Origin of the sequence: Paenochrobactrum glaciei (assembly GCF_039522165.1) — a bacterium.
GTDB lineage: Bacteria > Pseudomonadota > Alphaproteobacteria > Rhizobiales > Rhizobiaceae > Paenochrobactrum > Paenochrobactrum glaciei.
In genome coordinates, this window is sequence record NZ_BAAADE010000002.1 from 153931 (window position 1) to 167464 (window position 13534).

Here is a 13534-nt window from a genome sequence, read left to right on the forward strand (position 1 = left end):
CACAAACTGTGGCTAAATATGTCATCTCCCAGCACTTATCTTGCAAAGTGTTGTGAGCGAACCTACGTTGGACACAATATCTGTGCAGTGAGCGTTTCAAGCACGGAAAGATGATTCTAACCGATTAGCTTAACTGCCGATCTATGCCCTTAAATTTATGCCCGAGAGGAATTTTTTCATGTCACAGCGTCATGCGCCAGTTATCATTATTGGCTCTGGTCCTGCCGGATATACGGCGGCGATTTATGCAGCGCGTGCCATGTTGAAACCGCTGATCATCACCGGCATGCAGCAGGGCGGCCAGCTGATGATCACCACGGAAGTCGAAAATTATCCAGGCTATGCCGATCCGGTTCAAGGCCCGTGGATGATGGAACAGATGGCAAAGCAGGCAGAAAATGTCGGTGCAGAAATTGCTTATGATCTCATCACGGAAGTGAAGATTGATCAGCGTCCTTTCCAGCTGATCGGTGATTCAGGCACAATCTATACCTGTGATGCGCTGATTATTGCGACCGGTGCGCAGGCGAAATGGCTCGGCCTTGAAAGTGAACAGACATTTATGGGCGGCGGGGTTTCTGCTTGTGCGACCTGTGACGGCTTCTTCTATCGTGGCCGTGATGTGGTGGTTGTCGGCGGTGGTAATACTGCCGTTGAAGAAGCGCTTTACCTCTCGCATATCGCTAAATCCGTGACGCTTGTTCATCGTCGTGATTTCTTGCGCGGTGAGAAAATTTTGCACGACCGCTTGTTGAAGCGTGACAATGTGAAAGTCATCTGGAACAGTGTTGTTGATGAAATTACAGGAAATGAAGCAAAGCCGCCGGTTGGTGCAACCGTCACAGGCGTGCGTTTGAAGAATGTTCAGACGGGAGAACTGAGCGAACTTGAAACGCATGGTGTGTTTATTGCGATTGGCCATGCACCGGCAGTGGAGCTTTTTGCCGGCAAGCTGAAGCAGAAGCCAAACGGCTATTTGTGGACTGCACCGGATTCAACCGCAACCGATGTTGAGGGTGTGTTTGCAGCCGGTGACGTGGCAGATGATGTCTATCGTCAGGCAGTAACAGCCGCAGGCCTTGGTTGTATGGCAGCTTTGGAAGCAGAACGCTGGCTGGCAGCTCAGGAACCTGCCGCTGAAGCCGCCGAATAAAATATAAAAGGGGATACACGTGGTCGCTCCGCTCGACTGGGATAAATTGCGCATTTTCCATGCGGCGGCTGAGGCAGGGTCTTTCACCCATGCTGCTCAGACGCTGCATTTGTCGCAATCAGCAATTTCAAGGCAGGTTAGTGCTTTGGAGCAAGATGTCGGCGTGCCGTTATTTCACCGGCATGCGCGCGGTCTTATTCTCACAGAACAGGGTGAGATTTTGTACCGCACGGCGCATGATGTGCTGATGAAGCTTGAAAATGTACGCTCGAAACTGGCTGACAGTAAAGAAAAGCCAAGCGGGCGTTTGCGCGTTACCACCACCGTTGGTCTTGGTACCGGCTGGCTGATGGAACGTATTCAGGAGTTCATCGAACTTTATCCTGATGTGCAATTGCAGCTGATCCTCGACAATGAAGAGCTGGATCTGACCATGCGTCATGCTGATTGCGCTATCCGTCTGCGCCAGCCGCAGCAGCCGGATTTGATCCAGCGCCGTTTGTTTACGGTGCATATGCATGTTTATGCCTCTGCTTCTTATGTAGCAAAATACGGCAAGCTCAGTTCGCTTGAACAGCTGGACGAACATCGTATCATCACCTTTGGTGAAATGGCGCCAAGCTATCTGACCAGTCTTAACTGGCTGGAAATTGCCGGTCGCACCGATGGCAGCCAGCGCGTTTCTGCTTTGCAGGTTAATAATCTGCAATCGATCCGCCGTGCGGTGGAGCGTGGTATCGGTATTGGTGTTCTGCCGGATTACATGGTTGATAAAGAAGCAGGTCTCGTACAAATGGTGCCTGATCTGGAAGAAACGCCGTCTTTCGACACGTTCTTCTGTTATCCGGAAGCGCTTAAAAATTCTGCGAAGCTGCATGTGTTCCGTGATTTCCTTTTCTCAAAGGCGCGTAACTGGGCTTATTGATCGCATAAGCCATGCAATTCTTATTATCCAAAAGGCTTAATCCGTGCGTCGGATTAAGCTTTTTCATTTCATAAAGAATATAACACATTGAAATTATTGTATTTTATAACTCCACTAAAGCTATGTGATTTATGCATGGCTGCGTTGCGATAAGGTCTGTTGTTATTGGGGGCTAATAAGTGCATATAAAGGCCATCTCAGTGATGCGTTTCTCCTCCCATTTGCGCATCATGAGTGTTCCCCTCTGAAGGATTGCTTTTACGCTCCTTCAAAACTTTATAGCCGGACGTTTTGTCCGGCTTTTTTTTGTCCAGATTCCTGATTTGATTTTGTAATTGTGCTGAACATATAGGCACAAAAAAAGGAGCCTTGCGGCTCCTTAATTTTTGTTGCGTGAAAGCTTATCGCAAGCTTGCACAGAAGCGCTGAATGCGCTTGCAGGCTTCTTCAAGCAGATCTTCCGAAGTTGCATAGGAGATACGGAAGTTTGGTCCAAGACCAAATGCCGAGCCATGCACAACAGCAACGCCTTCTGCTTCAAGCAGCTCGGTGACGAAATCTTCGTCGGTCTCAATGACCTTGCCGGATTCGGTTTTCTTGCCGATCAGGGCTGCACAGGAAGGATAAACGTAGAACGCGCCTTCTGGTGTCGGGCAGGTGATGCCTTTAGCCTGATTAAGCATGGAAACCACCAGATCGCGGCGACCCTGGAAGATAGCCTTGTTCTGGGCGATGAAATCCTGCGGACCGTTGAGCGCTTCAACAGCTGCCCACTGTGCCACAGAACAGGCACCAGAGGTCTGCTGACCCTGAACCATATCCATTGCTTTGATCAGTTCAAGCGGGCCTGCAGCATAACCAATACGCCAGCCGGTCATCGCATAGGCTTTCGACACACCATTCATGGTCAGGGTGCGGTCATAAAGTGACGGCTCAACCTGCGCAGGGGTGGTGAATTTGAAATCGCCATAGACGAGGTGCTCATACATATCGTCGGTGAGGATCCAGACATGCGGATGGCGTACCAGCACTTCTGTCAGGCTCTTCAGCTCGGCTTCGGTGTAAGCGGCACCGGTCGGGTTGGATGGTGAGTTGAAAACCAGCCATTTGGTTTTTGGTGTAATGGCTTTTTCAAGCGCATCAGCGGTCAGCTTGAAATTGTCTTCCATACGGGTATTGATGAAAACAGGTGTGCCGCCGTTAAGCGCTGCCATTTCTGGATAGCTGACCCAGTAAGGCGCAGGAACAATAACTTCGTCGCCCGGATTGAGCGTTGCCATGAAAGCGTTGAACAGGATCTGCTTGCCGCCGGTGCCAACGATAACCTGTTCCGGTGTGTAATCCAGACCGTTTTCACGTTTGAACTTGCCAACAATAGCTTTGCGCAGTTCGATAATGCCTGCCACAGCGGTGTATTTGGTTTCACCGCGATTGATAGCGTCAATGGCGGCCTGTTTGATATGCGCAGGCGTATCAAAATCAGGTTCACCAGCGCCAAGTCCGATCACATCTTTGCCTTTAGCCTTCAGCTCACGGGCTTTTTGGCTGACAGCGATCGTTGCTGATGGCTTAACACGGGAAAGGGCGTCGGCAAGAAATGCCATAATCATTCTCCTCAGTGGCAGATGAAAATTATGAAATCACTCTTTAGTGATTTAATCACTCTGCTATGTCGCATCGGGTAACAAAGCGCAAGAAAAGCTTTGTGTTTAAGTACGGATATTTCGTCACATTTTAATTTCTGACAGTGGCGGAATGTGAAACTGACTGATTTGCAGCCCAACCATCATACCAGCCCCATCACAACCACTATTCAAAAGCCTTGAAAAGGGAGCAAGTGCCGGATGTTTGTAAAGAAAGCTTTGGGCGGCATAAAATGCGGCAAAGAAAAAGGCGGGTTAAAAACCCGCCTTCTTCATGAAACTCATATGTTGCTTATTAAGCAGCAACGAGATTATCAGCCGAAGAGCGGCCCGAACGACGGTCCTGAACGATTTCGTAAGAAACCTTCTGACCTTCATCAAGAGTGGTGAGGCCAGCGCGCTGAACAGCGGAGATATGAACGAAAACGTCAGTACCGCCCTGATCAGGTTGAATGAAGCCAAAACCCTTGGTCGTGTTAAACCACTTTACAGTTCCCGTAGCCATGGGAAATTCCTTTGCGTAACGAATAAATTCAAGTCCGTATGGTATGCACACGTCCCGTGGATCGAAATTATGGATTGGAGATCGTCAGGAAGCGCGAACAGGCCGCACGGGTCGCAAAGTCACTCGACCGAAAAATCGATAATGCCTTATACGCTATTATTGTAGAAGGCACAAGCGGTCACCAAGGCTAATAAATTCATGAAAAAACACTGATAAATCAGTTGAATAAGGATGCGGCCTATTTGTAAATTCAATCATTTTCTGACGGAATTTTGAAAATAAGGGCAAAGTGTCGTTCAGTGACAGAGAAGCTTTTTATAAAAATGCACCCATAAAAAAAAGCCGGTGAGGGGATCACCGGCTTTTTTAATTTCAGGCTTATGCCGTGAAGTAATCTTGCAGCGGGCGCACTTGCAGTGAGCCGGCTTTCAGCGCTGCGATTGCTTCGGTTGCTGATTCTGCACCGGAAATGGTGGTGTAGTAAGGCAGCTTGTGCATCAGGGTTGCGCGGCGGATGGATTTGGAATCCGACACGGCACTGGCGCTGTCCGTGGTGTTGAAGACCAGATGAACCTGACGGTTGCGGATCGCGTCTTCAATATGCGGACGGCCTTCAATGACTTTGTTGACCTTGTTTGCTTTCACACCATGCTCCGCGAGGAAGCGCTGTGTGCCGCCGGTTGCCAGAACTTCAAAGCCGAGATCAGCCAGTTTCTTAACTGCTGGCAGGATGCGTTCTTTGTCTTCGTCGCGAACGGAGACAAACACCGTACCTTCACGCGGCAGATCAACGCCTGCACCGAGCTGCGCTTTCGCAAATGCGATAGCGAAGTCGTAATCCAGCCCCATCACTTCACCGGTCGAGCGCATTTCAGGGCCGAGCAGTGTATCGACGCCCGGGAAGCGGGCAAACGGGAACACAGCTTCTTTCACTGCAATATGCGGACGCTTCGACATATCCGGCTCGCCGCCATAGGCGTTCAGCGCTGCATCAAGGGTTTCGCCAGCCATGATGCGGGCTGCAACCTTGGCGATCGGTGTGCCGATTGCTTTTGCTACGAACGGAACGGTACGCGATGCACGCGGGTTGACTTCCAGAACGAAGATCTGATCTTTCTGGATTGCAAACTGCACGTTCATCAGGCCGACGACGTTGAGCGCTTTGGCAAGAGCTGCGGTCTGGCGCTTGAGTTCTGCAACGATTGCTGGTGTCAGGGTATGAACCGGCAAGGAGCAGGCACTGTCACCGGAGTGAATACCAGCTTCTTCAATATGCTCCATAATACCGGAAACATAAGTGTTGGTGCCATCGCAGAGGCAGTCAACGTCCACTTCGATTGCATCGACCAGATAGGTATCGAACAGAAGCGGGTTTTTGCCAAGCAATGTATTGATCTGGCCGGTTTTATCGTTCGGATATTTCGCCTTGATGTCTTCCGGTACCAGTTCAGGCACGGTGTCGAGCAGGTATGACTGCAAGCCACGTTCATCTTGAATGATCTGCATTGCACGACCACCAAGCACGTAAGAAGGACGCACAACCAGCGGGAAGCCAAGATCACCAGCAATGAGACGAGCCTGTTCAACCGAATAGGCAATGCCGTTTTTAGGCTGGTTGAGATCATTTTTGATCAGCAGCTTCTGGAAGCGGTCGCGGTCTTCTGCAAGGTCAATTGCATCAGGCGATGTACCAAGGATTGGAATACCGGCTTTTTCAAGCGCTTCTGCAAGCTTCAGCGGGGTCTGGCCACCAAACTGAACGATAACGCCGTGCAATGTACCGGCCTGCTGCTCAACGCGCAGAATTTCAAGCACATCTTCCGCGGTTAGCGGTTCGAAATAAAGGCGGTCTGACGTGTCATAGTCGGTTGAAACTGTTTCAGGGTTACAGTTGACCATGATGGCTTCAAAATCAGCGTCACCGAGCGCAAAAGCGGCATGGCAGCAGCAATAGTCAAACTCGATACCCTGACCGATACGGTTAGGGCCGCCACCGAGGATAACAACCTTCTTGCGATCTGAAACGCCGGCTTCCGAAGCGGTGCTGCCTGCAAACGGGGTTTCATAAGAAGAATACATATAAGCGGTTGGCGAGGCGAATTCGGCAGCGCATGTATCAATGCGTTTGAAAACCGGATGAACTTTCAACTCAGCGCGCAGTTTTGCCACATCGCTGGCATCCTGACCGGTGATGCTGGCCAGACGGGCATCAGAAAAGCCCATGGCTTTCAGCATACGCAGATTTTCTGCATCCTGCGGCAGTCCGTGCTCGCGCACGCGCTGTTCCATCTGCACGATTTCAGAAATCTGATCGAGGAACCAAGGGTCGATCTTGCTGGCGTCATGGATCTGCTCATTGGTGAGACCCAAACGCATGGACTGGGCAACCATGCGCAGACGATCTGGTGTCGGTGTGCCGATAGCTGCGCGGATTGCGTTCTTTTCGTCGCCGTCTTCAATGCCCGGAATGGAAATTTCGTCAAAGCCGGTCAGGCCGGTTTCGAGGCCGCGAAGCGCTTTCTGCAAGGATTCCTGGAAAGTACGGCCGATAGCCATCACTTCACCAACCGATTTCATTGCAGTGGTGAGGATTGGCGAAGAGCCCGGGAATTTTTCAAAAGCAAAACGCGGGATTTTGGTGACAACATAGTCAATGCTTGGTTCAAACGAAGCAGGGGTTGCACCACCGGTAATGTCGTTGTCCAATTCGTCCAGCGTATAGCCGACAGCAAGCTTGGCAGCCACTTTGGCAATCGGGAAGCCGGTTGCTTTGGAAGCCAGTGCAGATGAACGCGACACGCGCGGGTTCATTTCAATGACGATCATACGGCCATTGGCCGGATTGATGGCGAACTGCACGTTGGAACCGCCGGTTTCAACGCCGATTTCACGAAGAACCGCAATCGATGCATTACGCATGATCTGGTATTCTTTGTCGGTCAGGGTGATGGCAGGTGCCACAGTGATACTGTCACCGGTGTGAACGCCCATCGGATCGACGTTTTCGATGGAGCAAATGATGATGCAGTTGTCCGCTTTATCGCGCACAACTTCCATTTCATATTCTTTCCAGCCGAGAACGGATTCTTCAATCAGCACTTCAGTGGTTGGCGAAGCATCAAGGCCGCCTTCGATGATTTCGAAGAATTCCTGACGGTTGTAAGCAATACCACCGCCGGTGCCGCCAAGGGTAAAGCTCGGGCGGATAATGGCTGGCAAGCCAACAATGTCGAGCGCCTGTGCAGCCTTTGACAAAGCGTGACCCATATAGCGCTGCTTGCGATCGGTTTCGCCGAGCTGCCATTCGGTTTCGAGCTTATCAAGAGCCGCATCAAGCGCATCGCCTGAAAGGGTTGCGCGCAGTTCAGCACGGCGTGCGTCGTGTGCCTTACGGTCTTCTTCTTTAACTTCGGTTGCGTTGGCAAGGAAAGATGTAGGTGTATCAAGACCGATCTTGTGCATTGCTTCGCGGAAGAGGGCGCGGTCTTCTGCCTTATCAATGGCATGGGCATCCGCACCGATCATTTCCACATTGTAGCGTTCCAAAACGCCCATGCGACGCAGCGACAATGCCGTGTTAAGCGCTGTCTGGCCGCCCATGGTTGGCAGCAATGCATCAGGGCGTTCTTTGGCAATGATCTTTGCCACAACTTCTGGTGTGATCGGCTCAATATAGGTCGCATCTGCCAGATCCGGATCGGTCATGATGGTGGCCGGATTGGAGTTGACGAGGATGATGCGGTAGCCTTCCTCTTTCAGTGCCTTACAAGCCTGAGTTCCTGAATAGTCAAACTCACATGCCTGTCCGATAACAATAGGTCCGGCACCGATAATAAGGATAGATTTTATATCTGTACGTTTCGGCATGGTGACATCCTATTGTTTGTTTAGCCTGCCAGAAAAGCCCGCACGGATATCCGGCGGGTTGGCGGCAATTTAAATTCTTGGGCTAAGCGTGCCTTATAGGCAATGATCGCTTTAAGCGGAACCCTCTAATTTCATTTTTATGGCATTATTTTGCATGTTAGCACCATCTTTTTTGCATATCGGTGTTTCTGTGGCCAGATCATGCGTGAAATTTGACCGATATGCACAAAGAGGGGGCGCTTTTTGTTAAAGAAACTGCGTTTCTGAATAGAATAAAGAATCTCTGTGTGATTTATAAAGAGCAAAAATAAAGTGGCTCATTCTTTTTGCGGCATCTGATTAGGTGCGCGGAACTGTAAGGGTGGTTTCGACGTTGATGATGAACCGGAACGCGATGCAGATCAGGATGATTGTTTGAGCCGTTTTGTGCTATGAATTTAAAAGTTAAGCTGAACAGGGAGTTCGCGCATGCGTTGGCAAGGCCGCAGGCAAAGTGACAATGTGGAAGACCGCCGTGTCAATGGCGATAATGGCTTGGGCGGTCGTCGGGGCGGCTTTGGCGGCAATATGGGCGGTGGCGGCTTCGGTGGTCCCGGTTTTCGTCTTGTACGCGGTGGCGGCGTTTCCGGTATCGTCATTCTGGTGATCATGTTCTTCGTGCTGAAATTTGTCGGCGTTGATCCATGGGCAGTGCTTTTCAGTGACGGTTCCATGCCGGCACAAACCCAGTCACAGCAATCCGGCCGCTCTGTTGCACAAGGCGGTCAGGTGCAAAATGATGAAATGACCCAGTTTGTACGCACTATTCTGGCTGAAACCGAAGATACATGGAGTGGTATTTTCCAGTCACAAGGTGCGCAATATCCGGCGCCTTCTCTGGTTTTGTTTAAAGACCGTGTAAGCTCCGCCTGTGGCACGGCATCTTCTGCTTCGGGGCCGTTTTATTGTCCGGGTGACAAGAAGGTTTATATTGATCTGACTTTCTATGATGAACTGGCTAATCGCTTCCGTGCATCGGGTAATTTTGCGCAAGCCTATGTTCTGGCGCATGAGGTCGGCCACCATGTGCAGAACCTGCTCGGTATTTTGCCGAAGTTCAATCAGATGCGCCAGAAGATGAGCGAAGTTGAAGCCAATAAAATGTCTGTTCGCGTTGAGCTTCAGGCTGATTGCTTTGCCGGTATCTGGGGCTATTACACCGAGCAGAAAGGCTTGCTGGAAACAGGTGACTTGGAAGATGCGCTGAATGCTGCTCACCAGATTGGTGATGATACATTGCAGAAGCGCTCACAGGGCTATGTTGTGCCCGATAGTTTCAACCACGGCACATCCGAGCAGCGTGCAAAATGGTTCAAGCGTGGTTTTGAAACCGGTAAGCTTGATGCCTGCGATACATTCAGCGGCGCGATTTAAAATCGTTTCTACTGATACAAAAAAAAGCCGGACATAATGTCCGGCTTTTTTATTGTCTTGAATTTTACAGGCTTCAAGCCGCTTCGCGTAAGTTTTTTAGTTTCAGGCCGCTTCGCGTTCAGGAAGCAATGCTTCACCGCGCTTTGCACGGATCAGGTTGATAAAGCGACGGAAGAGGTAATGGGAATCTTCCGAGCCCGGGCCTGCTTCCGGATGGTGCTGAACCGAGAAAATCGGCTTACCAATAACCTGCAAACCACAATTCGTGCCATCAAACAGCGATACATGCGTTTCTTCAACATGCTCAGGCAAGCTGTCTGAATCCACTGCAAAGCCGTGGTTCATCGAAACGATTTCCACCTTGTTTGTGGTGTAATCTTTCACCGGATGGTTGGCACCGTGATGACCCTGATGCATTTTCTGGGTGTTGCCGCCCAGTGCACGCGCCAGCATCTGGTGACCAAGGCAGATACCAAACAGCGGAATATCGCTTGCAATCAGCTTTTCGATGGTTGGTACCGCATATTCGCCAGTTGCTGCCGGATCGCCGGGGCCGTTGGACAGGAAAATGCCGTCTGGCTGATAGGCCAAAATATCTTCAGCTGAAGTGGTGGCCGGAACAATGGTGATTTTTGCGCCAAGACCGGCAAGAATGCGCAGGATGTTGCGCTTCACGCCGTAATCGATCGCAACAATATGGTATTTTGGTTCGGCTAATTCGCCATAGCCTTCATCCCAGACCCAAGGTGCCTGCGACCATGTGGAAGACTGGCCGCTGGTAACATCTTTGGCCAGATCAAGACCTTCAAGGCCTGACCAGTTCTTGGCACGTGCTTTCAGTGCGTCGAGGTCAAAATTGCCTTCAGGATCATGGGCAATCACAGCATTCTGTGCGCCTTTTTCACGGATCAAAGCGGTGAGGGCGCGGGTATCAACGCCATAAATGCCGATGATGCCGCGGGTTTTCAGCCAAGGAGCCAGTTCTTGGGTGGCGCGGTAATTGGAGGACGCTGTTACCGGCGCTTTCAAAATGACACCCACAGCACCGGTATGATTGGCGGGGGTTAGGTTTTCAATATCTTCATCATTGGCACCAACATTGCCGATGTGTGGGAATGTGAAGGTAATGATCTGACCTGCATAAGACGGGTCAGTCAAAATTTCCTGATATCCGGTCAAGGCCGTATTAAAGCAAACTTCTGCTTCAACAGCACCGGTTGCACCCGCGCCCATACCTTCGATGACAGTGCCATCGGCAAGAACGAGTACAGCGGTTGGCTTGGTCTTTGACCAGGGTGCAGTTGTGTGAGTTGTATTTGTCATGTGGGCACTCCTGATCGGGCTGATGTTATAGCGTTGCACAGCGTGACTTGAAACAAAACCGGTTTCTCGCCATATGACACACGTAAAGACGTCGGGATGTGATGCTCCCGCCGTTGTGCATAGTCAAAGTTCTCTGCTAAGCCTTGGGCAATAGAGAAACACGACGCATCGGTCAATGACTGTCACGCAATTCTTGCAAAATAATTTGCAATTATGGCACTTTTAATAGTACTGACCGTCGGTTTTTATGAATAATGCACAAATATCCATTGAGTTTTATGACCGTCAGGAGAGACGTAGATGTTGCGCCAGCAGATTACTGAGGCACTGAACAACGCTTTGAAAGCGCAGGAAAAACGCCGTGTTTCTACACTGCGTTTGGTGATGGCGGCTGTTCAGGATCGCGATATAGCCAATCGTTCAGCTGGTAAAGATCCGGTCGGCGATGAAGAGCTTTTGACCATTTTGGCAAAAATGATCAAGCAGCGCGAAGATTCCTCCAAGATTTATATCGAAGGGAATCGCCCTGAGCTGGCACAGAACGAACAGGATGAAATTGAGATCATTCGTGATTTTCTGCCGCAGCAATTGTCGGCTGACGAAGTGAAGACAATTTGCGCCGATGTGATCAAGGAAATTGATGCGCAGGGCTTGCGCGACATGGGCAAGATCATGGCTGTGCTGAAAGAGCGCTATACCGGCCAGATGGATTTTGCTTTGGCCAGTAGTTTCGTAAAAGAACTTTTATCGTAAGATAAAAGTCTTGTAACGAAACTGCGACAACTAAAAATGCAGTTTCGTCAAAAAACCATCCGCAAGAATATCAAAAGCCGCGCTTCCATTAATGAAGCGCGGCTTTTTGTTGATCAGATGGTTTCAGATGGAGGATTTTTCGGCAGCTTGCGCAAGCGCGTGCCACCAAGCAGGCCTTCTTCTTCAAGTACCGGATAGGCAAGGGCTGCCAGCAACGAATTGATTTGTTTCAAGTCGCGGATGGTATCGAGATGAATGGTGCTTGTTTCAATACTGCGTGGTGAACCGGCACGCAGGCGGGCAAAATGCTGCCGTGTGGTTTCACGTTCCAGATCACGCAAACGGTCTTTTTGCTGCACCAATTGGCGTGCTGTGTTGCTGTCACGCGAGAGCAGCACATTGAAGGCCAGATGAGCATTGGAGAGAACGACCTCGTGAAATTCGACGATTTCCTTCCAGCCTTCTTCGGTGAAGTTTAATTTTTGATCGAGCTTTTTCTGCACATGCACCAGCATATTGCGCACGATAATGTCTCCGACCTGTTCCAGCTTGATACAGGCTTCCAGGAGCTCCTGCATACGGGCGGCTTCAGCTTCTGTGAGCTTTTGGGTGGCCAGCTGGGTCAGATAAAGTTTGATCGCCATATGCCGTTTGTCGACACGGTCATCAAGGGCGGCCAGTTCATCAATGCGGGTTTGATCGGGCTTTTCAAAAACATCGATTGCCCGCTGCAACATGACTTCCACGGTTTCGCAAACGCTTAAAACCTCACGGGTGGCATTGGCCAGTGCTTGTGCCGGATGCTTCAGTGCGCCTTTATCAAGCGCACTATATTGCTCTAATTCCGCCGGAGATTGGGGGCCATATTTATGGGCATTGATTTGCACCAGTGCTTTGGTGGTGCGCAATACCAGACCTGAAAGCGGAATACCGGCAATCAAAATAATGACGTTGAAGACAATATGCGCATTGATGACCTGCGAGGACGGGTCTTGGCCGAGCAGTGCCAGATCGGGTTTGAAGGTTTCAACCAGAATCAACATCACCAGTGAACCGGCACCGCGCATCAGCAGATTGCCGAGCGGTACGATGCGGTTTTCGGGCGAGGCATTGCGGGTGAGGATAGGAGCAATAACGGATGAACCTAGATTGACGCCGAGCACCATAACCACGGCCAGATTAGCATCGATCAGCCCGCGTGAGGAAAAGCTGACGAGCAAAATAATGGCAGCAACGCTGGAGTGAAACAGCCATGTCATTAATGCGGCCAGCAGATAGGCCGTGATGGGGTCACCCTTCAAATAATTGACGATGACCGGCAAGAGCTGGCTGTCACGCAAGGGTTCAGTTGCATGCGAGGTCATTTCCAGTGACAGGATTAACAAGGCAATGCCGACGCAGATGCGGCCGATCTGGCGCCATTGATGACGCTCGGTGGTCATGGAAATGGCAGTGCCTGCAACCAGCAAAAGCGGCACCATCAAGGTCAGATCAAAGGTCAGGATTTTGACGACCAGTGCTGAGCCAAGCTCGCCGCCACGCACTGCCATAAGTCCTGCAATGCCGGACACAAAGCCGGAGCCGACAAAAGAACCGACCAGCAATGTGACAGCGGTGGAGCTTTGCAATGCGATGGCAAGGCCTGTGCCGAAAGCGACTGCGAGCAACGGATTTTGCATGCGGTTACGCAAACCGCGCCGTAATTGTTCGCCAAAGGCTTCTTCAACGCCGGTGCGCACCATGCGGGTGGCCCACAACAGCAAAGCTACTGCACCAGCCAGATTTAAAAGGACAACGGAGCCGCTCAATGAATTTTACCCCTCCGTTGGTCCGAAAATTATGTGAATAGGCCGAAAAATAAAGGATGTAAGGGTGATTATCTTAAGTTTTATCACGCTTTAACACTCGCAATATAGAATTAAAATATCGATAATCCAACAGCTGATACATAT

General features: G+C 50.5%; 9 protein-coding genes. 4 read left to right on the forward strand and 5 right to left on the reverse strand.

Features of this window, described 5'->3' with window-relative positions; translation table 11 throughout:
• Positions 1 to 178 precede the first annotated feature (178 nt).
• Together trxB and ABDZ76_RS07045 are read left to right on the forward strand one after the other, a co-directional pair.
• Positions 179 to 1153: a thioredoxin-disulfide reductase gene (gene trxB / locus ABDZ76_RS07040; RefSeq protein WP_343803585.1), complete on the forward strand. Its 975-nt coding sequence runs from the start codon at positions 179 to 181 to the stop codon at positions 1151 to 1153.
• Positions 1154 to 1172: 19 nt separating this feature from the next.
• Entirely contained in the window at positions 1173 to 2078 is a 906-nt protein-coding gene (locus ABDZ76_RS07045) for a LysR family transcriptional regulator (protein WP_343803588.1), read from the forward strand.
• A 401-nt stretch (positions 2079 to 2479) separates the two neighbouring features.
• On the opposite strand, the gene ABDZ76_RS07050 is transcribed toward ABDZ76_RS07045, so the two are convergent.
• The 3 genes from ABDZ76_RS07050 to carB all read right to left on the reverse strand — a co-directional run bounded on the left by ABDZ76_RS07050 (position 2480) and on the right by carB (position 8093).
• Positions 2480 to 3682, reverse strand: a complete 1203-nt coding sequence (locus tag ABDZ76_RS07050) for a pyridoxal phosphate-dependent aminotransferase (protein WP_343803591.1) — start codon at positions 3680 to 3682, stop codon at positions 2480 to 2482.
• A gap of 334 nt (positions 3683 to 4016) precedes the next feature.
• Entirely contained in the window at positions 4017 to 4226 is a 210-nt protein-coding gene (locus ABDZ76_RS07055) for a cold-shock protein (protein ID WP_004684049.1), read from the reverse strand.
• Between the two features lie 378 nt (positions 4227 to 4604).
• Positions 4605 to 8093 carry a carbamoyl-phosphate synthase large subunit gene (gene carB / locus ABDZ76_RS07060; RefSeq protein ID WP_343803595.1) on the reverse strand — a complete coding sequence of 1163 codons (3489 nt, stop codon included), beginning with the start codon at positions 8091 to 8093 and terminating at the stop codon, positions 4605 to 4607.
• 468 nt (positions 8094 to 8561) lie between these two features.
• Here carB and ypfJ point away from each other — a divergent pair, with 468 nt between their 5' ends.
• Positions 8562 to 9506: a KPN_02809 family neutral zinc metallopeptidase gene (ypfJ, locus tag ABDZ76_RS07065; protein WP_343803599.1), complete on the forward strand. Its 945-nt coding sequence runs from the start codon at positions 8562 to 8564 to the stop codon at positions 9504 to 9506.
• A 102-nt stretch (positions 9507 to 9608) separates the two neighbouring features.
• Here the strand turns inward: ypfJ and carA are convergent, their stop codons facing one another.
• Positions 9609 to 10829: a glutamine-hydrolyzing carbamoyl-phosphate synthase small subunit gene (carA, locus tag ABDZ76_RS07070; protein ID WP_343803602.1), complete on the reverse strand. Its 1221-nt coding sequence runs from the start codon at positions 10827 to 10829 to the stop codon at positions 9609 to 9611.
• Between the two features lie 300 nt (positions 10830 to 11129).
• Here carA and ABDZ76_RS07075 point away from each other — a divergent pair, with 300 nt between their 5' ends.
• Positions 11130 to 11582: a GatB/YqeY domain-containing protein gene (locus tag ABDZ76_RS07075; RefSeq protein WP_343803605.1), complete on the forward strand. Its 453-nt coding sequence runs from the start codon at positions 11130 to 11132 to the stop codon at positions 11580 to 11582.
• Between the two features lie 113 nt (positions 11583 to 11695).
• Here ABDZ76_RS07075 and ABDZ76_RS07080 read toward each other — a convergent pair whose 3' ends face one another.
• A complete protein-coding gene (locus ABDZ76_RS07080) occupies positions 11696 to 13390 on the reverse strand; it encodes a Na/Pi cotransporter family protein (RefSeq protein WP_343803609.1) in 1695 nt (564 codons plus the stop codon).
• Between the last annotated feature and the right edge of the window lie 144 nt (positions 13391 to 13534).

Excerpts from the sequence above, each read along its gene's own strand:
- ypfJ (WP_343803599.1), top strand. The coding sequence starts at position 8,562 with ATGCGTTGGCAAGGCCGCAGGCAAAGTGACAATGTGGAAGACCGCCGT.
- carA (WP_343803602.1), bottom strand. The coding sequence starts at position 10,829 with ATGACAAATACAACTCACACAACTGCACCCTGGTCAAAGACCAAGCCA.
- carB (WP_343803595.1), bottom strand. The coding sequence starts at position 8,093 with ATGCCGAAACGTACAGATATAAAATCTATCCTTATTATCGGTGCCGGA.
- ABDZ76_RS07055 (WP_004684049.1), bottom strand. The coding sequence starts at position 4,226 with ATGGCTACGGGAACTGTAAAGTGGTTTAACACGACCAAGGGTTTTGGC.
- trxB (WP_343803585.1), top strand. The coding sequence starts at position 179 with ATGTCACAGCGTCATGCGCCAGTTATCATTATTGGCTCTGGTCCTGCC.
- ABDZ76_RS07050 (WP_343803591.1), bottom strand. The coding sequence starts at position 3,682 with ATGGCATTTCTTGCCGACGCCCTTTCCCGTGTTAAGCCATCAGCAACG.
- ABDZ76_RS07075 (WP_343803605.1), top strand. The coding sequence starts at position 11,130 with ATGTTGCGCCAGCAGATTACTGAGGCACTGAACAACGCTTTGAAAGCG.